The organism is Leucobacter komagatae, assembly GCF_000834055.1.
GTDB classification, from domain to species: domain Bacteria; phylum Actinomycetota; class Actinomycetes; order Actinomycetales; family Microbacteriaceae; genus Leucobacter; species Leucobacter komagatae_A.
In genome coordinates this window covers 1-23,053 of record NZ_JXSQ01000018.1, presented here as the reverse complement: position 1 = coordinate 23,053, position 23,053 = coordinate 1, and the positions used below count along the sequence as shown (strand labels likewise).

Annotated in this window: 22 protein-coding genes and 1 pseudogene; 9 read left to right on the top strand and 14 right to left on the bottom strand. The window is 65.9% G+C overall.

Annotation, left to right across the window (positions count from 1 at the left end):
- Nucleotides 1-20 precede the first annotated feature (20 nt).
- The 3 genes from SD72_RS18495 to SD72_RS12020 are packed head-to-tail and all read right to left on the bottom strand — an operon-like array spanning nt 21 to nt 2,262.
- Nucleotides 21-986, bottom strand: a complete 966-nt coding sequence (locus tag SD72_RS18495) for a DUF4190 domain-containing protein (RefSeq protein ID WP_052492654.1) — start codon at nt 984-986, stop codon at nt 21-23.
- A 60-nt stretch (nt 987-1,046) separates the two neighbouring features.
- Nucleotides 1,047-1,712 (bottom strand): hypothetical protein, encoded by a 666-nt coding sequence (locus tag SD72_RS12025; RefSeq protein ID WP_042544713.1) that lies wholly within the window; start codon nt 1,710-1,712, stop codon nt 1,047-1,049.
- A gap of 25 nt (nt 1,713-1,737) precedes the next feature.
- Complete coding sequence (locus SD72_RS12020) at nt 1,738-2,262, bottom strand: amino-acid N-acetyltransferase (RefSeq protein ID WP_042544712.1); 525 nt, start codon at nt 2,260-2,262, stop codon at nt 1,738-1,740.
- Nucleotides 2,263-2,348: 86 nt separating this feature from the next.
- On the opposite strand from SD72_RS12020, the gene SD72_RS12015 reads away from it, so the two are divergent.
- Complete coding sequence (locus tag SD72_RS12015) at nt 2,349-4,019, top strand: DNA-3-methyladenine glycosylase 2 family protein (protein WP_042544711.1); 1,671 nt, start codon at nt 2,349-2,351, stop codon at nt 4,017-4,019.
- Nucleotides 4,016-4,561 (top strand): methylated-DNA--[protein]-cysteine S-methyltransferase, encoded by a 546-nt coding sequence (locus SD72_RS12010; protein WP_042544710.1) that lies wholly within the window; start codon nt 4,016-4,018, stop codon nt 4,559-4,561. Before SD72_RS12015 ends, SD72_RS12010 begins: the two co-directional genes overlap by 4 nt.
- A 242-nt stretch (nt 4,562-4,803) precedes the next feature.
- On the opposite strand, the gene SD72_RS12005 is transcribed toward SD72_RS12010, so the two are convergent.
- The gene (locus SD72_RS12005) at nt 4,804-7,329 is read right to left on the bottom strand and encodes an ATP-dependent Clp protease ATP-binding subunit (RefSeq protein ID WP_042544709.1); all 2,526 of its coding nucleotides are present in this window, start codon (nt 7,327-7,329) and stop codon (nt 4,804-4,806) included.
- A gap of 325 nt (nt 7,330-7,654) precedes the next feature.
- Between SD72_RS12005 and SD72_RS12000 the strand changes: the two genes are divergently transcribed.
- From SD72_RS12000 to SD72_RS11975, 6 genes are all read left to right on the top strand, one after another.
- A complete protein-coding gene (locus tag SD72_RS12000; RefSeq protein WP_042544708.1) occupies nt 7,655-8,515 on the top strand; it encodes a helix-turn-helix transcriptional regulator in 861 nt (286 codons plus the stop codon).
- A gap of 291 nt (nt 8,516-8,806) precedes the next feature.
- A complete protein-coding gene (locus tag SD72_RS11995; protein WP_042544707.1) occupies nt 8,807-9,604 on the top strand; it encodes an enoyl-CoA hydratase-related protein in 798 nt (265 codons plus the stop codon).
- Between the two features lie 146 nt (nt 9,605-9,750).
- Nucleotides 9,751-10,497 carry an SDR family NAD(P)-dependent oxidoreductase gene (locus SD72_RS11990; RefSeq protein WP_042544706.1) on the top strand — a complete coding sequence of 249 codons (747 nt, stop codon included), beginning with the start codon at nt 9,751-9,753 and terminating at the stop codon, nt 10,495-10,497.
- Between the two features lie 36 nt (nt 10,498-10,533).
- Nucleotides 10,534-12,246: an AMP-binding protein gene (locus tag SD72_RS11985; protein ID WP_042544705.1), complete on the top strand. Its 1,713-nt coding sequence runs from the start codon at nt 10,534-10,536 to the stop codon at nt 12,244-12,246.
- Nucleotides 12,247-12,262: 16 nt separating this feature from the next.
- Nucleotides 12,263-13,270: a zinc-binding dehydrogenase gene (locus tag SD72_RS11980; RefSeq protein ID WP_042544746.1), complete on the top strand. Its 1,008-nt coding sequence runs from the start codon at nt 12,263-12,265 to the stop codon at nt 13,268-13,270.
- 41 nt (nt 13,271-13,311) lie between these two features.
- Nucleotides 13,312-13,911, top strand: a complete 600-nt coding sequence (locus SD72_RS11975) for a TetR/AcrR family transcriptional regulator (protein WP_084767178.1) — start codon at nt 13,312-13,314, stop codon at nt 13,909-13,911.
- A gap of 41 nt (nt 13,912-13,952) precedes the next feature.
- Here SD72_RS11975 and SD72_RS18290 read toward each other — a convergent pair whose 3' ends face one another.
- The 9 genes and pseudogenes from SD72_RS18290 to SD72_RS11940 all read right to left on the bottom strand — a co-directional run bounded on the left by SD72_RS18290 (nt 13,953) and on the right by SD72_RS11940 (nt 21,401).
- A complete protein-coding gene (locus tag SD72_RS18290) occupies nt 13,953-14,486 on the bottom strand; it encodes a hypothetical protein (protein ID WP_052492653.1) in 534 nt (177 codons plus the stop codon).
- A 41-nt stretch (nt 14,487-14,527) separates the two neighbouring features.
- Nucleotides 14,528-14,641 (bottom strand): annotated as a pseudogene (locus SD72_RS18705) (hypothetical protein); the annotation flags it as partial.
- Nucleotides 14,642-14,755: 114 nt separating this feature from the next.
- Nucleotides 14,756-15,565, bottom strand: a complete 810-nt coding sequence (locus tag SD72_RS11965; protein ID WP_042544703.1) for an HpcH/HpaI aldolase/citrate lyase family protein — start codon at nt 15,563-15,565, stop codon at nt 14,756-14,758.
- Nucleotides 15,562-16,092, bottom strand: coding sequence for a MaoC family dehydratase (locus tag SD72_RS11960; protein ID WP_042544702.1), 531 nt, complete (start codon nt 16,090-16,092; stop codon nt 15,562-15,564). The genes SD72_RS11965 and SD72_RS11960 overlap by 4 nt, the downstream gene beginning before the upstream one ends.
- Nucleotides 16,089-18,206 (bottom strand): ATP-binding protein, encoded by a 2,118-nt coding sequence (locus SD72_RS11955; protein ID WP_042544701.1) that lies wholly within the window; start codon nt 18,204-18,206, stop codon nt 16,089-16,091. The genes SD72_RS11960 and SD72_RS11955 overlap by 4 nt, the downstream gene beginning before the upstream one ends.
- Entirely contained in the window at nt 18,206-19,813 is a 1,608-nt protein-coding gene (locus SD72_RS11950) for a carboxyl transferase domain-containing protein (protein ID WP_042544700.1), read from the bottom strand. The genes SD72_RS11955 and SD72_RS11950 overlap by 1 nt, the downstream gene beginning before the upstream one ends.
- A 100-nt stretch (nt 19,814-19,913) precedes the next feature.
- Nucleotides 19,914-20,231, bottom strand: a complete 318-nt coding sequence (locus tag SD72_RS17025; protein ID WP_198141957.1) for a ketopantoate reductase family protein — start codon at nt 20,229-20,231, stop codon at nt 19,914-19,916.
- The gene (locus tag SD72_RS11945; protein WP_052492651.1) at nt 20,168-20,851 is read right to left on the bottom strand and encodes a ketopantoate reductase family protein; all 684 of its coding nucleotides are present in this window, start codon (nt 20,849-20,851) and stop codon (nt 20,168-20,170) included. The genes SD72_RS17025 and SD72_RS11945 overlap by 64 nt, the downstream gene beginning before the upstream one ends.
- A gap of 214 nt (nt 20,852-21,065) precedes the next feature.
- Nucleotides 21,066-21,401 (bottom strand): YbjQ family protein, encoded by a 336-nt coding sequence (locus SD72_RS11940; RefSeq protein WP_042544699.1) that lies wholly within the window; start codon nt 21,399-21,401, stop codon nt 21,066-21,068.
- A 123-nt stretch (nt 21,402-21,524) separates the two neighbouring features.
- Between SD72_RS11940 and SD72_RS11935 the strand changes: the two genes are divergently transcribed.
- Complete coding sequence (locus SD72_RS11935) at nt 21,525-22,115, top strand: histidine phosphatase family protein (RefSeq protein ID WP_042544698.1); 591 nt, start codon at nt 21,525-21,527, stop codon at nt 22,113-22,115.
- A 304-nt stretch (nt 22,116-22,419) separates the two neighbouring features.
- Here the strand turns inward: SD72_RS11935 and SD72_RS11930 are convergent.
- Nucleotides 22,420-23,053: phospholipase D-like domain-containing protein (locus SD72_RS11930; protein ID WP_042544697.1), on the bottom strand; the 634-nt coding region annotated here is incomplete at its 5' end.

The window sequence follows — 23,053 nt, the reverse complement described above, 5'->3', positions numbered from 1 at the left end:
GGCGCGCGTCACCTCCACAATTAGCGGGTCTCGTCCGCTCCCAGGCACGCGAGTCTGAGTTCTGCACTTGCCTCATTCCACTCGCTGAAATTGTCAATCCATTCCTTGGAGTCTTCGACAGGGTCGCCAGGGGCTGTTTCAGCGTTCTTGGCTTGGGCCTCAAGCATCGCGATGAGCTCGGGATCGTTGGTGAAGGTCATCAGATTCTCATAGTAGGCCGCTGATCCGAGTGGATCCGAGGGATTGATCAACGCAGCGCAAAACCCCTCGTTTGCGGTTCCGACCCAGGGCGCGTCAGCGTAGAAGTCCTCGATCCCGTCATTCTCTCCGTCGAACGATCCGTGATCGCCATCATCGAAGTAGTCCGAGTTGTAGTCGCCACTGCTCGACGAGCCGACCCCGCTTGCTGCCGCGCCGAACAGCCCCAAGAACGTCAAGAAGGCCATCACTGCCAAAAAGTCCACCACGATGCGGGCGTATCCGATGATCGTCGCGGCGAGCGCGAGACCACGCCCACGCTCCCCAGTGCGCTTGATCTGGCTGAGCGAGATGTGCCCCAGTATGATGCCGACGAGTCCGAAGAAAAACACGCCGATGAAACCAAGAATGGCGAGCACGTTCATCGGGGCAGCCACCTGGCCGTACTGGCCTGCCGCTCCGTGCCCCGGCTGCGAGTAACTCGGCTGCGGGTAGCTCGGCTGCGGGTAACCGGGATGCTGCGGCCCGGGCTGAACGAAGGCGGGCTGCGGGTACTGCGGCTGCGCATACTCAGGTTGCGCGTACTGCGGCTGCGCATACTCAGGCTGCGGGTACTCAGGCTGCGAGGCGTAGCCCTGCTGATCGTCCGCCGCTGCCTGGCCCGTTGGCTGCGCGTCACCCTGCGGTGAGTGGAACGTCTGCTGTTCGCTTCCCCCGTCTCCCGGGAAGGCCGCCGAGTCTTCGTTCGGCCGATCGTTCTGTCCTGGTTCAGGTGGCAGCTGTGTCATATCAGTGAGTCTACGCGGGCGTCTCGCGTTCTGTCTCGCGCCGGTACGTCGGTGAGAGAACTAGTAGAGGAGGAACTGCGCAGTGTCGGTGCTCGCGACCCCGCCGACCGCTGCGGTGAGGTGGTACGAGGCTCCGTCCGCACCAACGGGATCTCTGCTGATGTCGCAGGTTTCCGTGCTCGAGCGTGTGCGATCCCACTCGATCGGCTCGGTCTCGAGGAGTTCCCCGGCCTTCAACACAACGGGAAGGTTGTCCGCTTCGGTCTGGCAGTCTGTCGAACGCCACACGTCGTCGCTGCCACTCGAAATGATAAATGTCATGCCTGCGGTACCCAAGTCGGCGATGCACGCCTCCGCCCCGGTGTTCTTTACCGACAGCGACAGCTGCGGCAGTTCGCCCCCACCGTACGAGCCCTGGTCCGTGACCGCAAGGACCTCAAGAGAGGAGGTCGGACACGCGACAGGCTCGCCTGCCTTGGCGGGATCTGCGGCTGGTTTCTCGGAGACATCACTCGGAACGTCAACTTTGCCGGCATTCGTCACCGCGCTATCAGAGCCGGGGCGCACGATCATGAGCACGACCGCGGTCACCACTGCGACGAGGCCGAGAAGCACAACGATCCTGCGGCGCACGTAGACGCTTCGATCCTTCGGGCCGACAGGATCGCGCAGCGGGGACCGGGTCCCGTGCTCATCCGACGGGTCTTGAGGAGGACGCCTGGCCATAGCCACAGCGTACCCCGCGATCGCGCTATAGACGCTTCAACATGCGGGTGTTGCCAAGTGTGTTCGGCTTCACCCTGGCAAGATCCAGGAACTCAGCGATGCCCTCGTCATGTGAGCGCAGCAGCTCAGCGTAAACCTCCGCCGCTACGAGTTCGGCGTCCTCCCCCACCTCGGCAAAGCCATTCCGACCGAAGAAGTCGGTCTCAAACGTCAAGCAGAAGAGCTGCTGCAACCCGAGATCACGTGCACGCTGCTCCAGTGCCGACAGCACGGCGCGACCCACCCCGCGCCCGAGGTACTCCTCTGACACGCCGAGCGTGCGTACTTCTCCCAGGTGCTCCCACATCACGTGCAGCGCACCGTAGCCGATGACCCGCCCCTCGGCGTCCTCGGCAACCATGAACCCGGGAACGGCACCGTACAGCTCGACCATATCCTTGCCGAGCAGAATTCGCCTTGCAACGAGTGGTTCCATCAGTGCGACGATCTTCGCAACGTCGTGCGTGGTCGCCGGGCGTACATTGATGGCGCTGGTATCGCTCACACTCATGCACAAAGTCTAGTGCTCACCAACCCGCGCACCGCGGTGTCCGATTTCCGCGTGCGCATGTGCGTCACGGCGGGCAGAATGAGTGCGTGCCAGCAGAACGTACCGACCTCCCCCTCAGCTTCGACGCCTGCTACCGGGCGGCGTCCGGGCGCGACAGGCGCTGGGACGGCCGAGTGTACCTTGGCGTGACGAGCACAGGCATCTACTGCCGCCCATCGTGCCCCGCACGGAAACCGAAGCCGGAAAACTGCCGCTTCTTTCCGAGCGCCGCCGCGTGTGTCGCAGCGGGGTTTCGCGCCTGCAAACGATGCAGGCCGGACGCACTCCCCGGCAGTCGAGACTGGGACCACCGCAGCGACCTCGTTTCCCGCGCGGTCCGGCGCATTCGTGACGGTGCGGTCGATACCGTCGGTGTCGCCGGCCTCGCACGGGATCTCGCGGTGAGCGAGCGGCACCTGCGTCGCATGCTGCAGGAAGAGATCGGGGCGACGCCGCTGCAGCTTGCCAGAACCCGGCGGGCACACGCGGCACGCGCACTCATCGAGCAGACAACTCTCACGCTCAGCGACGTCGCGTTTGCGGCCGGGTTTGGCAGCGTCAGACAGTTCGGTGAGACGATGCGGGAGGAGTTCGGGGTCGCGCCTTCCGAACTGGCCCGCGGTTCGCGTCGCTCACCAGCGGCTACGCGAAGCGGCGAAGGCCCGCTGGGTGACGAGCCTTTTTCGCCTGAGCACCCCCGTGTAGCGCTTAGGTTACAGACGCGCGCACCGTTTGATGCCGAAGCACTGCGCGCTTTCCTCGCCGCGCACGCGATTCCCGGGCGCGACGAAATAGGTGGGGCGGCTGGGGGCTCAGGTACCGCAGCGATGGCCGCAGCCGCTGCCGCCTCCGCGAGCGCGCTGGACACTACCGAGCATGCCCCCTTCGACCCGAGCACCGCTGCTGCGACATCGCACGCACTGGACGTCCCCGGCGGCACCGCAAGCGTCACGATCGCCTGGGCAGAAATCCCGCCGGTCCACGCGCAACCCGAAACAGCTCTCGGCATTCCGGTGGTGCTCACGCTGCCGAGTCTCGCTGACACCATGCCAGCGATCCAACTCGTGCGACACATGCTCGATCTCGACGCTGACCCGACGCAGGTGGCGGCCGCGTTCGCGCTCGATCCCGTCCTCGGCCCGCTGGTCGCCGCCCGGCCGGGGCTGCGGCTGCCCGGAGCCAGGGACCCGCACGAATTCGCGCTCGCCACCGTCCTCGGACAGCAGGTGTCGCTCGCGGCTGCACGCACGCTGCAGGGGCGACTCGTCGCGGCATACGCTGACCCAGCACCGCTCGAAGGCGGCGGGTCCCAGTTCGCCAGCCGCGTCTGCGCAGCACGCATCGCGGCCGAAAGCCCCGAATCGATCAAGGAGCGCTTGCGCATTACTGGCTCACGGGCGGAAACGCTTCGGTCGTTGGCGGCAGCACTTGCAGGCGGCCTCGATATTGGTCGGGGCGCCGACCGGGAGCGCAGTCGCGTCGAGCTACTCGCGATACGTGGGATCGGGCCGTGGACGGTGGAGCTCATCGCAATGCGCGCGTTCGGAGATCCTGACGCGTACCCCGCTGGCGACCTCATCCTTCGCAGGGCGCTGGGTGTTCAGAGCGCCGCAGAAGCCGAGCGGATCGCCGAGCAGTGGCGGCCCTACCGCGGCTATGCAACACAGTTTCTCTGGGCGGGTTTTCTCGCCGGAGCCACCGCAAAGGAGACAGCATGACCCACCAGCTTGCACACACCACCGTCGACATTGTCGGTTCGCCATTCCTCACGATCTGGACACCAGAGGACGATGTGGTTCGCGCGGCGGGCTTCCGCTCGCAGCCGACGGACACCCCGATTGCAGCCGATGAGCTGTGGGCCAGACTCCGCGTGAGCGCGCCCGAACTCGCAGCTCGAGGGCTCGCTGCCGACGAAACCCATGGCGGTCCCGTTCCAACCGCACTGCGCGCGTACGCCGCTGGAGATACCGAAGCGCTCGACGGGCTCGGGGTCGCTCAGCGGGAGACCCCGTTCCGAGGCGAGGTGCTGCGCGCGCTCAGAGGGGTGCCCGCGGGTCGCACCGTGACGTATTCGGAGCTCGCGGCCCGTGCGGGTAGACCCTCGGCGGTGCGCGCCGCGGCCTCAGGCTGCGCGACGAACCTCATCGCACTCATAGTTCCGTGCCATCGCATAGTGCGCTCGGATGGTGGGCTTGGTGGATACCTGTTTGGTACTGAGATGAAGCAACAGTTGCTCGGATTCGAGGGCGCACAGCACTAACGCCCGACTGCGGATCGGCCGCAAGCAGGCCTCGGATAGGCAGCGGATTGGCCGCGGCTGGCATTCTGGCGAGACACAGCTGCGATAACTCTCAAATCGGCGATTCCTCTGCCCGTTTTGAGGAGATCTCTCCTCAGAAGTGCAGATGACGTAGGAAACGTCGACCGCTCCCCGGAGCGGGCACGCAAAAGGGGCCCGGCACTGCCGGACCCCTTGTGCTGATGCGTGAGACGCGCCCTTAGCTACTCGCCCTGTCCCGGGGTGAGCCCGGTCGAGGCTGCAGCAGCTGCGGCGGCGGCCGAAGCCTCGCCGTGTGACTTCTGCTGGTCACGCTTCGTGTCGAAGGTGAACTTGCCGTCCTCGAACTCCACCATCACGGTGTCGCCGGCGAGCAGCTCAGCTCCAAGGATCTTCTCCGAGAGCTGATCCTCGATCTCGCGCTGGATCGCGCGGCGGAGCGGACGTGCACCGAGGGTCGGGTCGTACCCAATCTCGGACAGGCGCTCGCGCGCAGGCTGCGACACCTCGATGTACATGTCGTGGTCAAGGAGACGATCCTTGAGCTGCTTCACGAACAGGTCGACGATCTGCAGCAGCTCGGGCTTCGAGAGCTGCGGGAACACGATCGTGTCATCGACACGGTTGAGGAACTCGGGCTTGAAGTGCTTCTTGAGCTCCTCGTTGACCTTGCCCTTCATCGTCTCGTAGCCGACCTGCGAGTCGCCCTCGAGCTGGAAGCCAACTGGGCCACCGGCAATCGCGGTCGAACCGAGGTTCGTGGTCATGATGATGACGGTGTTCTTGAAGTCGACAACACGGCCCTGGCCGTCGGTGAGACGTCCCTCTTCGAGCACCTGCAACAGCGAGTTGAAGATGTCGGGGTGTGCCTTCTCGATCTCATCGAACAGCACGACGGAGAACGGCTTGCGGCGCACCTTCTCGGTGAGCTGGCCGCCCTCTTCGAAGCCGACGAACCCGGGAGGGGCGCCGAACAGGCGAGACACGGTGTGCTTCTCGCCGTACTCCGACATGTCGAGCGAGATGAGCGCATCCTCGTCGTCGAACAAGAACTCCGCGAGTGCCTTCGCGAGCTCGGTCTTGCCGACACCCGTTGGGCCGGCGAAGATGAACGAGCCAGAGGGACGCTTCGGATCCTTCAGCCCTGCGCGCTGACGACGAATCGTCTTCGCGAGCGCCGAGATGGCCTCGTTCTGGCCGATGACGCGCTGGTGCAGCGCCTCTTCCATAAAGCGGAGACGGCTCGTCTCCTCCTCGGTGAGCTTGAACACGGGAATACCGGTCGCCTGCGCGAGCACCTCGGCGATGAGTCCCTCATCAACCTCGGCGTTCGTCGCGACGTCGCCCGCGCGCCACTGCTTCTCGAGGCGGAGGCGTTCGGCGATGAGCTTCTTCTCTTCGTCGCGCTTGTTCGCTGCCTTCTCGAAGTCCTGCGCCTCGATTGCCTGCTCCTTGTCGGCGCGGACAACGGCGATCTTCTCGTCGAATTCACGCAGCTCGGGCGGGCTCGAGAGGATCGAGAGGCGGAGGCGTGCGCCTGCCTCATCGATCAGGTCGATGGCCTTGTCCGGCAGGAAGCGATCCTGCACGTAGCGGTCAGCGAGGTTCACTGCGGCGACGATCGCACCGTCGGTGATCGAGACCTTGTGGTGCGCCTCGTACCGGTCGCGGAGACCCTTCAAGATGTTGATCGAGTGCGGGAGCGACGGCTCGTTCACCATGATCGACTGGAAGCGGCGCTCAAGCGCAGCGTCCTTCTCGAAGTGCTTGCGGAACTCGTCGAGCGTCGTGGCACCGATCGTCTGCAGCTCACCGCGCGAGAGCATCGGCTTCAAGATGTTCGCGGCGTCGATCGCGCCCTCGGCGGCACCGGCACCCACGAGGGTGTGGATCTCATCGATGAAGATGATGATGTCGCCGCGGTTGCGGATCTCCTTGGTGACCTTCTTCAGGCGCTCTTCGAAATCGCCACGGTAGCGGCTACCGGCGATCATCGAGGAAAGGTCAAGGACGTAGACCTGCTTGTCCTTGAGCGTCTCGGGAACCTCACCCTTGACGATGGCCTGCGCGAGGCCCTCGACGACGGCGGTCTTACCCACACCGGGTTCACCGATAAGCACCGGGTTGTTCTTGGAGCGGCGTGAGAGGATCTGCATGACCCGCTCCACCTCTTTCTCGCGCCCGATGACCGGGTCGAGCTTGCCCTCGCGTGCTGCCTGGGTCAGGTTCCGACCAAACTGGTCGAGGACCTGCGAACCCTTCGGCTGCTCGCCAGTCTCCGGCGCGCCAACGGTCGCGCTTTCCTTGCCTGCCTGGTAGCCGGAGAGGAGCTGGATCACGGTCTGGCGCACACGGTTCAGGTCCGCGCCGAGCTTCACGAGCACCTGAGCGGCAACGCCCTCGCCCTCACGGATGAGCCCGAGCAGGATGTGCTCGGTGCCGATGTAGTTGTGGCCGAGCTGCAGCGATTCGCGCAGGCTCAACTCAAGCATCTTCTTCGCGCGAGGCGTGAAGGGAATGTGTCCCGACGGAGGCTGCTGCCCGGTACCGATAATCTCGGTGACCTGCGTGCGCACTGCGTCGAGTGAAATGTCGAGCTGCTCAAGAGCTTTCGCTGCGACACCCTCGCCCTCGTGAATGAGGCCGAGCAGGATGTGCTCAGTACCAATGTAGTTGTGGTTGAGCAGCTTCGCCTCTTCCTGGGCGAGCACGATCACGCGACGAGCGCGGTCAGTGAATCTCTCAAACATCTATACCCTCCTTGACGGTCCACGGGGTATGGAACCGCCGCTGGGTAAAGGCTACGCGCCCTCGCCTGGTCGTGGGGCCGTGTTCGCCAGAGGCGTTACGCGGTGGATCGGCGAAGGCACAGGGGTGGTAGACGCCCGCACGGGCAGCGCCAGGGGTCGGCGATCGGACCGCACGCGGCGAGCGGCGAGCAGCGCGATACAGCGAGCACGGATCGGGCTCAGCGCGCGCCCACAGGGCCCCGGCCAACGCCAGCAACACACGACAGCGCACTCACGCTTTGCTAAAATACCCCACACTCGCAACCTAACACCGGAGTGTGATGTCATGGCCGACAGCATTGGGGCGCTGCACCGCGCCGATGACCGTGAGTTGGTGACGAGCTCGCTGCGCCCGATGGCAACGAGGGCGTTGGTCGACGTCTTATTCGGTGGGATCTTCGACGGGAACGAACTCGTCGTCTCCGACCAGATTGGCGGAAGGACACGCAGCGTCCTCGGGCAACGTGTGCGCTTGGGTGACGGGCTGGGCGGAAAAGCCATGCAGTGCGGGCGCCCTCAGGGGGTATCCGACTACCTGAAGGCCCCTTCAATCACGCACGTGTTCGACGACGTGATCAGAGTCGAGGGCTTGCGCACCATGGCAGCGGTCCCCGTACTCGTTGACGGCCAAGCCCGCGGAGCGCTGTACGCAGCAACCCGCGACCGCTATCACCTCGGCAACGCCATCCTTGGCGAGGTCTATCAGGCCGCCACCTCGATCGGATACGAAATGCACGTGCGTGACGAAGTTGACAGGCGCGTGGCCATACTGCGCTTCGCCGAAGTAGGCGCGATCGGGAGGGATCGCCGGTTAACTGAGACTGTGCGGGAGACCTATGCCGAGCTGGTATCAATAGCGCGACTCACGGACGACGCGAAGGTCGCGGCTCGCCTGCGTGACTTCACCGCGACGCTGCAACCGCCGGAACAGCCTGAGTCCAGCACCACCTTCCCCAAGCTCTCACGCAGGCAGCTAGATGTGCTCTCTCAGGTCGCTCTTGGTTGCGAATACGCCGAAGTGGGCGCGCGGCTCGGCCTCAAACTCGCAACCGTGCGCAGCTACATGCGCGCGATCATGGTGAAACTCAGCGTTCACAGCAGGGTCGAGGCTGTATCGGTCGCACGCGCTCACGGCTTACTCCCCTAGCCGGTGCGTCGCAGCGGGCAGTGGCGCCCCGGCTAGGTCCTTGGGGACCTAGTCGCGTCGGTCGCGGTCCATCACACTGGGGGTGCGGGCTACCGCGTTCGCCCATCGGCCACTGTGAACGCGCGGCCAGCTCGGCCACCGCGACCACGAGTTCTTGCCTGTACCAAGGCCGTTCACTGATCCGCACACTGGCGCCGCCCAGCACTGCGCCGCCCTGCGCCGCCCTGCGCCGCTCGTTTGCCACCCCCGCGAGAACTGCTGGCAGCGCACCATCGTTTCAAGGAGGAAACTGTGCCTAGCTTCGAAGACATTCTCTACTCGGTTGAGGATTCCACCGCGCTCATCACGATCAACCGCCCGCATCGTTTCAATGCGTTTCGCGGGGCAACGGTCGAGGAACTCATCCAGGCGTTTCGAACGGCTTGGGCGGACCCGGGTGTCCGTTCCGTCATCCTCACCGGCGCTGGAGAGAAGGCGTTCTGCGCCGGAGGCGACCAAAAACAACGAGCAGAGACTGGCGACTACGGCGCGACCGCCTCAGGGATGTTCGAGATAGGCAACCTGCACAAGACCATTCGCGACATCCCCAAGCCCGTGATCGCGGCCGTGAACGGGATCGCCGTGGGAGGCGGGCACGTGTTGCATGTGCTCTGCGACATCTCAATCGCGGCGACGACCGCCAGGTTCGGCCAGGCTGGGCCGCGGGTCGGGTCCTTTGACGCAGGGTTCGGGTCGGCCTATCTTGCGCGAGTTATTGGCGAGAAGCGCGCGAGGGAAATGTGGTACCTCTGCCGTGTCTACGACGCACAGACTGCGGAACGGTGGGGCCTGGTGAACGCCGTCGTGCCGCCCGAGCAACTCCTCAGTGAGGCCAAGTCATGGGCGGCTGAGATCGCGGAAAAGAGCCCAACCGCACTGCGCATACTCAAGCACTCGTTCAACGCCGATACCGATCATCAGGCAGGCCTCTCGAATCTCGCGATGTCAGCGCTCGACATTTTCACTGATTCCCCCGAGGGCGTCGAGGGTGCGGCGGCGTTCGCCGAGAAACGCCGCCCAGACTTCGCGAAGCACGTGAGTTGGCATTGAGGGGTCGCCGTGATTTCGCCGTTCATTGCCGCCCAACGGGTTGGGAGCCGGCACAGGGGCACGCGGCCCCTCCTCATCAAGCAGCTCGTCACCGCGGGGCGACCCGTTGAGCTGCACCTTGCACGGAAGGTAAGGATGCGAACACTATGAGTACCTCTACAGGCCCAGTCGCCATCGTAACCGGCGCAGCAAGCGGGTTGGGCGCGGGGATCGCAAAGCGTCTCGCAGAGGAGGGCGCGCGCGTCATCTTCAGCGATATCAATGAAGAGGCCGCGGAGAGCGTTGCGGCTTCGCTGGGCGAGAACGTCACCGGAATGCGGATCGATGTCACCGACCGTTCGAGCGTCGACGCGGGGGTTGCCCGCGTGCTCGATGCCCACGGAACCATCGATGTGCTCGTGAACAATGCCGGGTGGGACGCCGTCGGCCCTTTCGTGGAGAGCAGCACGGCAGATTGGGATCGCATCGTTGCGATCAATCTCTACGGCACACTCCACATGTGCCAGGCGGTAATGCCAACACTCATCGCCAAGGGAACCGGAGCGATCGTCAACATCGGCAGCGATGCTGCGCGGGTTGGCTCAACAGGCGAGGCAGTCTATTCGGCAGCCAAAGGCGGCGTCGTCGCGTTCACTAAGACCATCGCGCGTGAGCTCGCCAAGCACGGTGTCCGCGCAAACGCGGTCTGCCCTGGCCCGTCAGACACGCCTCTCTTCGCGGGGATCTCAGCGAAGAACCCCCGGCTCCGAGAGTCGCTCGAGCGGTCGATCCCGCTCCGCCGGCTGGCACTGCCAGCCGACATCGCGGCCGCGGTTGCCTTTCTCACGAGCGACGACAGCGCCTACATCACCGGACAGACCGTCTCGGTGAGTGGCGGTCTCACCATGGCGTAAATCTCCAACCACCCACTCGACCGTTCAGGAGACACGATGTCAACAATCACAGCACTTCCCCCGCGACAGTTCGACACGCTCCTCACCGAAGAGGACATCTCGACCTTCACGAAGGCCGGTTTCTGGGGCGACCGTCTCATCGTGGACTACCTCGACTCGGCAGCGGCAGCACACCCGGATCAGCTCGCCATTGTGGATTGCAATGGCGAGCTGAATTACCGAGAGTTCAAGCAGCTCGTCGACCGCGCAGCGCTCGGGTTCGCCGAAATGGGCGTTCACCCTGGCGACACCGTATCGATCCAGCTCCCCAATCGACGCGAATGGGCGATCGCTCACTGCGCGGCAGTCCGGGTTGGGGCCGTAACCAGCCCGCTCATTCCCGTGTACCGCGACCGTGAGGTCGGATACATGATGCGGGAATCGCAGGCGAAGGTTCTTGTGACCGTCTCTGAGTTCAAAGGCTTCAATTATCCGGACATGATCGCCCGGCTGCGGCCCGAGCTGCCCGAGCTACAACAGGTGCTCGTCGTCGACGCCGGCAGCGGGCTTCGACTGGAGGAGCGCAGTTGGGAAGAGTTCATTTCCACGCCCTGGGAGTTGCTTCGCGATCCGATGCGACTCGCCGAGCGGCGGCCACACCCGAACGATGTCTCAATGCTCATGTTCACCTCGGGCACGACAGGTCTCCCCAAGGGGGCGATGCACACGCACAATACGCTGTTAGCGGCGTCGCTCCCCTGGGAGGGAAACCTCGGGATGGATCACACCTCCGTGCTCCACATGGCCTCGACATTCGGCCACCTCACCGGATATCTGTTTGGTGTTTCACTCGCGGTGAGGCTCGGAGCGACCGCGGTCTACCAGGATTCGTGGAGCGCCACGGAGTTCGTTGGTCTCGTTGAGCGATACGGAGTTCAGCACACCTCAGGGGCAACGCCTTTCCTGCATGACCTCATTGCTGTCGCAGATCTCGATGCTCAAAAACTCTCGACGCTCAAGCGGTTCTGCTGCATGGGCGCACCGATCCCGCGGGTCTACGTTGAGCAAGCGAAGCAGCGCCTGCCTGAAATGTCCGTGCTCGGGGGCTGGGGGCAAACGGAAGACGGGCTGGTCACGATGGTGCTGCCTGGCGACCCCAAGGAGAAAGTCACAACGACTGATGGCCGGGCCCTTCCCGGCATGGAAGTGCGTGTCGTCCCGGAACGTGGCCATGACCCCGTCGTCGGGGAAGAGGGCCTCTTGGAAGCGCGGGGTCCGTTTCTCTTTCAGGGGTACTTGGGTGGCGTCGACCTCACACGCGAGAGTTTTGATGACGATTGGTTTGTTACGGGCGACCTGGCCGTCATGGACGATGAGGGATACATTCGCCTCTCAGGCCGGTCTCGGGATGTGATCGTGCGTGGCGGCGAAAACGTCCCGGTCATCTACGTCGAGAATGTGCTCTACGAACACCCGAGCCTCAGCGGCGTCGCGGTGGTCGGCGTTCCGCACCCCAGGTTGCAGGAGACAGCGTGCGCCGTGGTGACGCTCAGTGATCCGGCAGCACCGTTCGGGATCGCGGAGCTTCGCGCACACTTTGAGGCGAAGGGCGTGGCGAAACCCTACTGGCCGGAGGAGGTCGTCGTGCTCGAAGAGCTACCGCGAACCCCCAGCGGCAAGATACAGAAGTTCCTGCTGCGGCAGCGGTTGAACGACCTTCTCGACCGAGACGGAGGCATCCGCAGTGGCTCTGCAGGAGACGCCTCGTGAGGGTGAGGGGTTCCTGATGCGAGCCGTGCGAGTCGTATCGCAGGACGCGGATGATCCGCTCAGCGGCCTCAGTGTTGAGGATCGCCCCCACCCGGAGCCCAGAACCGGCTGGGTGCCCGTTCGAATTGTGGCCGCGGCGCTCAACATGCATGACCTGTGGACGCTCCGCGGGGTCGGGCATCCGGCGGAACGCGTGCCGATGACGCTGGGCTGCGACGGCGCGGGATTCGCCCCCGATGGCAGCGAGGTGATCGTCTATCCGATGCTCGGGGACGGTGCCACCGGCGACATCACGCTGGACCCGCGACGAAGCATGCTGAGCGAGACCGTCGATGGCACGTTCGCGGACGTCGTGATGGTTCCCGAGCAGCATCTCGTGCCGAAACCCCCTGGGATGAGCTTCGCGGAGGCCGCGACGTTGCCGGTGGCGTTCGGCACGGCCTACCGCATGCTCTTCACACGCGGGAAGACCGCCCCTGGGCAGGTGGTGCTCGTACAGGGCGCGGCTGGTGGAGTTTCGAGCGCAGCGATTCTGCTCGCAAAGGCGGTGGGTGCCACGGTGTACGCGACGAGCAGGAGCGTCGCTGGGCGAGCGTTTGCCACATCGCTTGGGGCGACGGCGCTGGTACCAGGAGGCCGCCTCCCCGAGCAGGCCGACGTCGTCATCGAAACCGTCGGTGCGGCCACCTGGGGGCACTCGCTCCGGGCGGTGCGGAACGGGGGCGTCATCGTCGTTGCCGGCGCGACCACGGGCTCAATGCCGCCGGCTGACCTGTCGCGCGTATTTTTTCGGCAACTGCGCATCGTTGGATCAGTTGGCTCCACCCTTGACGAGCTTCATCGGACGGTTCGCCTCATCGACTCGTCGGCTATTCGGCCACCAATCGCGGGATCCTTCCCGGTGGAACGCGCGCGCGAAGCGTTCGCCGCGCTCCTCGCCGGAAATGTGCCGGGGAAACTGATCCTCAGCTTTGCCAACGACGCGGCACACCCGCGGTTACCGTCCGATAACCGGATAGCCTGAGATTCGAGACGAATTCGCTTCCACCGGATACGATGAGACGCATGTCAGCATCGCCAAGGGAGCGCGCGAAAGCGCAACGGCGTGAGCGCTATCTTGAGGCTGCTGCTGCCCTCATTGCCGAGCGCGGCTTTAGTGGGGTGTCCATCGATCTGCTCGGTGCTGCCGTTGGCGTCAGCGGGCCAGCCCTCTACAGGCACTTCTCAAGCAAAGAGGACATCCTCACCCAGTTGCTCGTCGGCGCGAGCGAGCGCCTGCTCGCTGGCTACGAGGTGATCATCGCCGAAGAACTCAGCGACGAGGAGACCCTGCGCAAGCTCGTTCACTTCCACCTCGACTTCGCGACGAATGAGCGCGACGTGATTCTTGCGCAGGAGCGGGAGCTCGGCAACCTTCCCGAGGAGCCGCGGCGTCAGGTGCGTAGTCTTCAGCGGCGCTATGTGAGCGGCTGGGTGGCGATCGCGGGCCGCCTGATGCCGGAGGTGAGCCGGGCTGATCTCACGGTTCGCTTGCACGCGGTGTTCGGGTTACTGAACTCGACCCCTTACAGCGGCTCGCTCGCCTCCCCAACGAGAGTGCGGGCGATCCTCGCTGAGATGGCGCTCAGCAGTCTTTTCGGCGCCGAGGCCGCAGCCACGAACTAGCCCGCCGCGTGCAGCCGCGGCTCGCAGGCCACGTCAACTGCTCACCGCTCGAGCTCATAGTGGCCGGCATCTTTCGGTCGAAATTCAGTGACCCCGTAGCCCGCCTCCGCTGGAATCCGCACGATGGGGGCCCCGTCCGCGTCGAACCCTACGGTTGATGTGACGGGCACATTGGGGTAGCTCGGGGCTGCCGCGAGCGCCTGCGCTACTGTCGCGTGCTCGCCGAGGCGTTTGAGGTTCATGAGTGTCGGCAGCAGCAGCATCTCGCTCGTGAGCTCGGAGACCTCAGCTGGTCGCACCCAGCGAATCGCGACAGCCTCGACGCCGTCGGCCGTTGGTTCCTGCCCCGCGGGCGCGCGGGCGAGGAAGAAGTCAGTGTCGAAGCGGCGCCCACCTCCGAGCGGAGTGATCCAGCGCCCGAAGGGAACGAGCTCATCGAGGGCGAGTTTCGCGCCGGCAGCGGCGAGCGCCCCGCGAGCCCCGCCTCCCCAACAGCACTCGGGGTGTTCACGCTGGCGCCCTCGAGGGTGTCGCCAGCTGCGTTGCGAGCGAGCAGCACGCCAACTTCTTCCCACGTTTCGCGGATCGCCGTCGCACGGAGGGCCGCTGTTTCTGTTGTGGGTGTGGATCCGCTCGCGCTCGCCCAGTCCCAGTCCGCTTTCTCGAGCACGCCGCCGGGAAACACGAGCGCGGAGGGGAAGGCGCCGCGTGAGCTGCCCCGGCGGAGCATCAGCACCCGCAGCGGGTCGTCGCGTACGAGCAGCAGCGAGGCCGAGCGCCGCGGCACCACAGGGGTGCGCGGCTGCTCGGCCGACTGGTCGCTGCCCGGTTCAGGCGCCATGCGTCAGCCTGTCGTACCCGCGGCTTCGGTGATGCGGCGTGCTTGCCGCAGCAGCGGTTCGTCGATCATCTGCCCGTTGTAGGCGAACACGCCGCCGCTGGCTGAAGCTGCGGTTTCGAGCACGCCACGCGCCCACTCGACCGCCGCGGCGTCAGGCCGGTACGCCTCTCGGAGGATCGCAACTTGCCTTGGGTGCAGGCACATTGCGCCCCTGAACCCGGCTGCCGCGGCTTCGCTTGCTTCTTCGCGGAGTCCGTCGTCGTCGGCCAGGTCGGTGTGCACGGTGTCGTACGCTGGCTTCCCCGCAGCCGCCGCTGCGACCAGCACGCGCGAGCGAGCGTACTGGGCGAGCTGGCCGAAGCGGCCATCAGCGGTGCGGCTTGTGAAGCCACCGATAGCGGCGACGAGATCCTCGGCGCCCCAGGTGAGGGCGGCAACTCGTGGGTCTGCGGCGAGCGCGTCGACGTCGCGCACTCCGATGGGTGTTTCGCAGAGCGCGATGACGTCGTAGTCGCCGAGGCCGTCGAGATCGGCCTGCCGTTCGGCCTTCGGCAGCATGACCGTCCGATACGCGGTCTGCGCGAGAGCTGCGAGGTCGGCGGCGTGGAACTCGGTGGTGCTCGGGTTCACGCGGACAATGACGCGTTCTGGGTCGAGCATGGACGCGATGAGCGCCTCACGCGCGGCGGGCTTGTCCGCCGGAGCGACCGCGTCTTCGAGGTCGATGATCACGCTGTCTGCGCGGTCAGCGGCCTTCGCGTAGCGGTCCGGGCGGTCGCCTGGGCAGAACAGGAGCGCTGGCCCAATGATCATGCGTCGCCGCCGGTGGCCGGTTCTGGCTCTCCAGGCCCGCCGAGCGCAGGCTCGCCCTCTGGGCGGCAGAGCATGAGCGTCGACCTGCGTGCGACGGCGACGACGTGACCGCGCTGGTCGCGTGCGGTGTGTTCGAATTCGACGACGCCCTGCCCGGGGCGCGACTCCGACAGCCGCTTGCCGAGCACCCGCGTCTCAGCGGTCATCGTGTCACCGGCTCTCAGTGGCGACGGGAAGCGGATATCGGTCATGCCGAGGTTCGCAACGATCGTGCCCTGCGTGAGCTGAGCGACGGAGAGGCCAACGAGTGTTGAGAGCGTGAACATGCTGTTCACGAGCCGCTCCCCGAACTCGGTCGAGGCAGCCCATTCGGCGTCGAGGTGCAGCGACTGCGGATTCATGGTCAGCGTCGTAAACAGCACGTTGTCTGCCTCTGTGACGGTGCGGGCCGGCGAGTGGATGTAGATGTCGCCCTCCTCGAGTTCCTCGAAGTATCGCCCGCGTTGTTCGAATCTGCGTCCGCTCATCGTTCTGCGCCCTCTCCGACCGTTTCGGCCGATTGTAGTTCGTTCACCTCGGAGTCGCCTCCCTCAGATCCGGTTGGCATGACCTCAGCGAGTACCTCGTTTGCACCGACCTGCTGGCCTGCCGCAACCCGCAGCACCAGCGTTCCCTCGACGGGAGCGCGGAGCACATGCTCCATCTTCATCGCTTCAACACTGAGCACTGGCTGGCCGGCACTCACCAGCGCGCCGTCTGCGGCGTGTACGGCGACCACCGCGCCCGGCATCGGCGAGCGCAGTTCGGGTGCTGCCGCGTCGCTGCGGGTGACGCGCTCGAGCGCGACGTCCTCGAATCGCAGGGCTGCGCCGTCGCTTGCGAGTCGCAGCGCGCCGGTGATCGACCCTTCGCGTGCGCTCTCTGCGCGCGGGTCGAATACGAAGTGGACGCGTGAGCTGCGCCCATCGAGGTGCACCTGTGCGGTGCCGCTCGCGGGAGCTTGGCCCGCAGCGGCCCCGTCGAGTTGCACACTCGCGGGGCGCCAGTCGCCGTCGTCGATCCGCACGCGTGCGTCGCGCCCCTCATCAGCGATGAGCACCGTGCGCACGGTGTCGCCCGAGTCGGCTGCTCCTGCTACGCGGAGCCGGAAGCGCGCCGGAGCGTGCTCACCGATACGCCAGCCAAGCCCGGCAGCCCCCTGAGTGCGCGCCGCGACCTCGCGTGCGTGGAGCACGAGCGCTGCAGCTGCGAACGCAGCATCGTCGGCGTCGCGGTAACCGAGTTCGGGAGCGACGCGTTCGATCAGGGCGGTGTCGAGGTGCCCGGAGCGCACGTCCGCATCGGTCAGCAGCAGCCGGAGGAACTCAACGTTTGTGTCAACGCCGAGCGTCACCGTCTCTGCGAGGGCGGCGCGCAGCAGCCGAATTGCTCCCGCGCGGTCGGGGGCCAAGGTGATGACCTTGGCGAGCATCGGATCGTAATCTGAGGTGACGCTGGCACCCGCAGTAATTGCGGCGTCGACGCGAATCCCGCCGCCCGCCGGCAGCGATACGTATGTGAGCGTTCCGCCAGTTGGCAGGAATCCTGAGCGCGGGCTTTCCGCGTAGATGCGCGCCTCGATCGAGTGTCCCCGAAGCACGACGTCGTCCTGGGCGATACCGAGTGGCTCACCTGCTGCGACGCGCAGCTGCGCGGCGACGAGGTCCACCCCGGTGACTTCCTCGGTGACGGGATGCTCAACCTGGAGGCGGGTGTTCATTTCCATGAATGCGAACTCGTCGGGGTTGTCCGCCGAGACGATGAACTCGACCGTGCCGACGCCGCGGTAGTCGACGCTGCGTGCGGTTTCGACTGCTGCCTCGGCGAGCCTTGCTCGCAGTTCGTCAGTGAGGTTCGGTGCAGGAGCCTCTTCGATGACCTTCTGGTGGCGGCGCTGCAGCGAGCACTCGCGCTCGCCGAGGTGGATCACGGTGCCGTGGTTGTCGGCGACGACCTGCACTTCGATGTGGCGCGGTCGCGCGATGAGGCGCTCGAGGAAGAGCGTGTCGTCACCGAACGAGGCCTTCGCCTCGCGCCGCGCGGTCGCGAGGGCCTCGGGGAGATCCTCCGGCCGATCCACCGCGTGCATGCCCTTGCCGCCCCCGCCTGCCGCGGGCTTGACGAGCACGGGGAAGGTGAGGCCGGCTGCGCGCGCGACGAGCTCATCATTGTCGAGTCCCGGCTCGGAGACGCCAGGCACGACAGGCACGCCGCGAACGGAGACCCGTTCGCGCGCCCTTATCTTGTCGCCCATGACCTCGAGTGCCTCGACCGACGGGCCGACGAACACGATCCCTGCCGCGGCGCAGGCGAGCGCGAGCGCTGGCTGCTCGGAGAGGAAACCGTAGCCCGGATGGATCGCCTCTGCCCCGGTTGCCTGCGCCGCGGCGACGATCTGCGTGACGCTGAGGTATCCCCCGGCGCTGCCAGGTTCGGAGCCGTCAAGCGCGACGGCTTCGTCGGCGAGCCGCACGTGCGGGGCGTCCGCGTCGACCTCGCTGTAGACGGCGACCGAGCGGACGCCGAGCTCGCGCAGCGTCCTGATAATCCTGCAGGCGATCTCGCCGCGGTTTGCAATAAGTACTGAAGAAAACATTGCCATCACATCCGAAAGATTCCGTAGCCGGTATCCGCGAGCGGCGCCCGCGAAACGGTGTCGAGCGCGAGGCCAAGCACCCCGCGGGTGTCGAGCGGATCGATGATCCCGTCGTCCCACAGCCGGGCGCTCGCGTAGCGCGCATCGCTCTGCTCGGCGAAACGCTCGAGGGTTGGCCTGCTAAATTCGGCTTCTTCTTCAGCTGACCAGGTGCCGCCGGCAGCCTCGATCTTGTCCCGCTTCACTGTCGCGAGCACGGACGCGGCCTGCGGCCCGCCCATCACCCCGATGCGCGAGGTCGGCCACATCCACAAGAAGCGGGGCGAGTACGCTCTGCCGCTCATCGCGTAGTTGCCGGCGCCGAAGGATCCGCCGACGATGACGGTGAGCTTTGGCACGCGGGCGCATGCGACGGCGGTGACCATCTTCGCCCCGTGTTTCGCGATGCCGCCGCGTTCGTACTCGCGCCCCACCATGAACCCGGAGAGGTTCTGCAGGAACACGAGGGGAATCTTGCGGGTATCGCAGAGCTGCACGAAGTGTGCGCCCTTTTGCGCCGACTCGGCAAACAGCACGCCGTTGTTCGCGATGATGCCGACAGGGTGCCCCTCAATGTGGGCGAAGCCGGTGACGAGCGTCGACCCGAAGTCTCGCTTGAACTCGTGGAAGCGGCTGCCGTCGACGATGCGAGAGATGATCTCGCGGACGTCGTAGGGCGACTGTGGCTCTGGGGGAACGACGCCGTAGAGCTGACTCGGGTCGACCGCCGGGGCTTCGGGCTCCGCGATGTCCCAGGCTCGCGGCGCTGGCGCGGGAAGCTGCGAGATGATGTCGCGCACGATCTCGAGCGCGTGCTCGTCGTTCTCGGCGAGGTGATCCGCGACGCCGGAATCGCGGGTGTGGGTAACGCCACCACCGAGCTCTTCGGCGCTCACGACCTCGCCGGTTGCGGCTTTCACGAGCGGCGGGCCGCCGAGGAAGATCGTGCCCTGTTCGCGGACGATGACGACCTCGTCGCTCATCGCCGGCACGTAGGCCCCGCCTGCGGTGCTCGAGCCCATGACCGCGGCGATCTGCGCGATCCCCCGCGCCGACATGCGGGCCTGGTTGTAGAAGATGCGGCCGAAGTGCTCACGGTCGGGGAACACGTCGTCCTGCAGCGGGAGGAATGCGCCGCCCGAGTCGACGAGGCTCACGCACGGCAGCTCGTTCTCAGCGGCGATCTCCTGGGCGCGCAGGTGCTTCTTCACCGTGAGCGGCATGTAGGTGCCGCCCTTCACGGTGGGGTCGTTCGCGATGATCATGACCTTGCGCCCGTGGATCTCGCCGACCGCGGTGATGAGGCCTGCGGCTGGGATGTCTTCGTCGTACACCCCGTCGGCGGCGAGCGCCCCGACCTCGAGCAGCGGGCTGCCGCGATCAACGAGGCGTTCGACGCGTTCGCGCGGCAGTAGTTTTCCGCGCCCGACGTGGCGTTCCCGAGATGCTTCGCTTCCGCCGAGTGAAATCTCGGCGAGACGGGTGCGCAGGCTCGCGACCGCCGCGAGGTGCGCGGCCTCGTTCGAGCGATACGCTTCGCTCGCAGGCCGCGCCTGGCTTGTGAGGGTCTCCATCGACGCTCCCCTTTCGGTGCGTTCCCGGGCGTATCGGTGCGCCCGGCCGTACCCAAAGGTTAGTGGTCACTAACTGGATTGTCTAGGCTCGCACCCAAAGTCACCGTCGCGCGGCGCGCTCGCGTGGCAGCTGCGACGCGTAGATAGTCGCGTGGATCGGCACCGAGATGCCCGCTCTGGCCGCATGCGCGACCACAGCGCCGTTCTGGTCGGCAAGCTCGGACGGCATTCCCGCGGCGAGGTCGCGCTGCATCGACGCGGTCGTCTCTGGCGCGAAGCCAGACTCGTATGTGCGCATCAGGTCAGCGAGGTCGGAGCCGTCCAGGTCAGCGCCGGCAGCGTTGCCCACCGCGATCACCTCCCGCATCGCCTGTTCCACGAGCACGCGAGTCTCAGGGGTGGTTCGCGTCTCGCCCACCGTCGCATTGGCGAGAGCACCGACGCTCCGTACGATGCGATGAGGGCGAGCTTCTTCCACAGCGCCGAACGTACGTTTCCCGTCCATTCGACCGCAAGGCCGGCCTCCCGGAGCTTCGCAAGCGCGCGCTCGTCCGCCTTGGCGGGTGTGGCCCCCGAGGCCTTCCCGAGCGTCCCAACAGTGAGCGCTGCCTCTGTGCCGACCACCTCAACTGCCGCCGGGCCGACGCGCTTCGCGATCACGACGATGGCGCCGGCGAGCACGTTCCCCTCGCCGAGCGGGACCGCAACGTGCGCTGGCGCGTCGACTCCGTTCTGGAGCGTCAGTACCCGGCCGTCCTCGGCGAGTAGCCCAGGCAGTTCGCCCGCGAGCTGCGCAACCTGCCACGCCTTGGTCGCGACGACGATGAGATCAAACCGCTCTTCGGCAGGCAACGCCTCGACCGCGACGATGCCTGGCACCTCCTCCACACCAGCAGCAGTGCTGATCCGTAGCGGCCCAGCTGTGAACGCTTCAACGGTCGCCGAGCGCCCCTTGAGCGTGACCGCACATCCAGCCTGCGCGAGTTTCCCGGCAGCGTACAGGCCGATCGCCCCAGCTCCGTAAACGAGTACCCGCATGACGAACTCCCTCCGATGGGTTGCGTTTTCGCGTGCACTATTCACGATAAGCGCGCAGCCGCTGCTTGGGAAGGGGCGGGCGCACCGACTGAGCTACCTCGAGGCGCTCGGCCTTCCGAGGGGCAGTGCGGTCGCCGCCGAACGCGCGGATGGCGGCCAGCTCGGACGCGTCCCGGGTGGAGCGGCTCAGCCAGTCGCTGCCGTCGTGTCTCGGCTACTGCGGTTGGGCCCCATCGATGGGCTCGATGACCACGGCCGTGCCATACGCGCAGAACTCGGTGAATGTACCAATTGCCCCCGAGTCAAAGCGCATCGCAATCACCGCGTTCGCGCCGCGCTGCTGCGCTTCCGCCCACATCCGGTTCATCACTTCCCAGCGTGATTCGTAGATCACCTTCGTGAATTCGGGCATCTCGCCCCCGCCAAGTGCGCGAAAGCCAGCGGTGAAGTTCTGCCCAAAGTTCGCCGAGCGAACCGTCAAGCCCATGACCTCTCCGAGCACCTTCGTCACGCGGTAGCCCGGCACATCGTTGGTGGTGACCACAAACATACGCTGTCCTCTTTCGTTCGCCTGCGGCCAGAGCAGGTCGCATGGATAAGACTAACGCGAGGCACGAGTCGCCCATAGAGTCAGCGCCGCTCCTGTACAGCGAGGACGCGCTAGCGTTGACGCATGACTTCGATGGACGCCCCAGTGATTGCACTTGTCCGACACGGCGAGACCGACTGCAACCGGGAGCGACGCGTGCAGGGACGCACGGAGATCCCGCTCAACGAAACGGGCAAAGCGCAGGCGAGCGCAGCTGGCGAACGGCTGCGTGCGGCGGCTCCGGGGGCGTGGAAACTCGTGCACGCTTCGCCACTCGGCCGGGCGATCGAGACCGCAGAGCTTATCGCGGAGGGCCTCGGTCTCGCCGCCCCTGCAATCAACGACGGCCTCTGGGAGCGAGACTTCGGGGAGGCTGAGGGGCTGCTCCAGCCCGAGATAGAGGCGCGCTGGCCAGGGCAACGTGGCATCCCGGCAGCTGAGCCTCTCGACGTTGTCGCCGAGCGCTCCGCCGCGGCAATCGATCAGATCTTCCGCACCGCGCCCGGATCGATCGTTGTTGCCCACGGCGCGATGCTCCGGGCAGGCATCGCGCAGCTCACTCGAGCCGAGATGCCGCGCATCACCAACGGCGAGGTGTGGCTGCTGCGCAGCGTCGCCGACGGGTACGCGGCAACGCGCCTCGACCCGGCAGCAGCCGATCTCCCGCAGCGCTGAGGCCAAACCTGCGATAGCGCGCTTCGCCTCAGCGCTCCGGCAGAGACGGCGGTGCCGAGGGCATCCGTCGCGCTCGCGACTTCCTGTGGCTGTGGATCGGTCACTGTTGGGACGCTCGTGTACGTAAACGATCCCGCATAGGTGATCGGCGGCTGCTGAATCCCCGCAACCGCCCAATCAACGACGACATCGACGGGGCATGCAGGGTGCGGCGGGGTGACGGCACGGCGCGTTGTACAGAGCAGCTGCCCGCCACGGATCGCGCGATATCTCGCTCGCGCCTCCGGCCACGCGACCGCCGCGACTACTGCAGTGCTGAGGTCAGCCGTGCAAGACCATCGAGCAGCTGAGAACGCAGCGGCTGCTTCGCCCACTCCTCGGGCAGGAGCTCGCGGGAGTTCGCCCGATAGTAGTCGTTGACCTCATCAAGATCGCGCACGAAACTCTCGCCGCGCACGACCATCGAAATCTCCATGTTCAGGCCGAACGATCGCGGATCCATGTTCGACGAGCCGACAACCGCGACCTCGTCGTCAATCGTGAAGTGCTTCGAGTGAAGAATGTACGGTGGCCGGTACATCCAGATCCGCACGCCGGCAGTGAGGAGCTCCTCGTAGTACGAGCGTTGGGCGTGGTAGACGAGCGCCTGGTCACCGATCTCTGACACGAAGAGCTCAACCTCCACGCCGCGTGCCGTGGCCGCCCGCAGGGCGTTCATGATCGAGCCGTCAGGCACAAAGTATGGGCTCGTGATGCTGATGCGGTGCCGGGCAGCGTAGAGCAGCGAGACGAAGACCTGCAGGTTATTCTCCGACGCGTACCCGGGACCACTCGGCACAATCTGGCAGTCGAGTTCCCCGGGGAACTCCGTGTGTACGGTGTCGAGGTCGAGCTGCTCGAGGTAGCTGTCGGTTTCGAGGTACCAGTCAGCCTGGAAC

Coding starts and splice junctions, on each gene's coding strand:
- SD72_RS18495 (WP_052492654.1), bottom strand. CDS start 986: ATGACACAGCTGCCACCTGAACCAGGACAGAACGATCGGCCGAACGAA.
- SD72_RS12025 (WP_042544713.1), bottom strand. CDS start 1,712: ATGGCCAGGCGTCCTCCTCAAGACCCGTCGGATGAGCACGGGACCCGG.
- SD72_RS12020 (WP_042544712.1), bottom strand. CDS start 2,262: ATGAGTGTGAGCGATACCAGCGCCATCAATGTACGCCCGGCGACCACG.
- SD72_RS12010 (WP_042544710.1), top strand. CDS start 4,016: ATGACCCACCAGCTTGCACACACCACCGTCGACATTGTCGGTTCGCCA.
- SD72_RS12005 (WP_042544709.1), bottom strand. CDS start 7,329: ATGTTTGAGAGATTCACTGACCGCGCTCGTCGCGTGATCGTGCTCGCC.
- SD72_RS12000 (WP_042544708.1), top strand. CDS start 7,655: ATGGCCGACAGCATTGGGGCGCTGCACCGCGCCGATGACCGTGAGTTG.
- SD72_RS11990 (WP_042544706.1), top strand. CDS start 9,751: ATGAGTACCTCTACAGGCCCAGTCGCCATCGTAACCGGCGCAGCAAGC.
- SD72_RS11985 (WP_042544705.1), top strand. CDS start 10,534: ATGTCAACAATCACAGCACTTCCCCCGCGACAGTTCGACACGCTCCTC.
- SD72_RS11980 (WP_042544746.1), top strand. CDS start 12,263: ATGCGAGCCGTGCGAGTCGTATCGCAGGACGCGGATGATCCGCTCAGC.
- SD72_RS11975 (WP_084767178.1), top strand. CDS start 13,312: ATGTCAGCATCGCCAAGGGAGCGCGCGAAAGCGCAACGGCGTGAGCGC.
- SD72_RS11965 (WP_042544703.1), bottom strand. CDS start 15,565: ATGATCATTGGGCCAGCGCTCCTGTTCTGCCCAGGCGACCGCCCGGAC.
- SD72_RS11960 (WP_042544702.1), bottom strand. CDS start 16,092: ATGAGCGGACGCAGATTCGAACAACGCGGGCGATACTTCGAGGAACTC.
- SD72_RS11955 (WP_042544701.1), bottom strand. CDS start 18,206: ATGGCAATGTTTTCTTCAGTACTTATTGCAAACCGCGGCGAGATCGCC.
- SD72_RS11950 (WP_042544700.1), bottom strand. CDS start 19,813: ATGGAGACCCTCACAAGCCAGGCGCGGCCTGCGAGCGAAGCGTATCGC.
- SD72_RS11945 (WP_052492651.1), bottom strand. CDS start 20,851: ATGCGGGTACTCGTTTACGGAGCTGGGGCGATCGGCCTGTACGCTGCC.
- SD72_RS11940 (WP_042544699.1), bottom strand. CDS start 21,401: ATGTTTGTGGTCACCACCAACGATGTGCCGGGCTACCGCGTGACGAAG.
- SD72_RS11935 (WP_042544698.1), top strand. CDS start 21,525: ATGACTTCGATGGACGCCCCAGTGATTGCACTTGTCCGACACGGCGAG.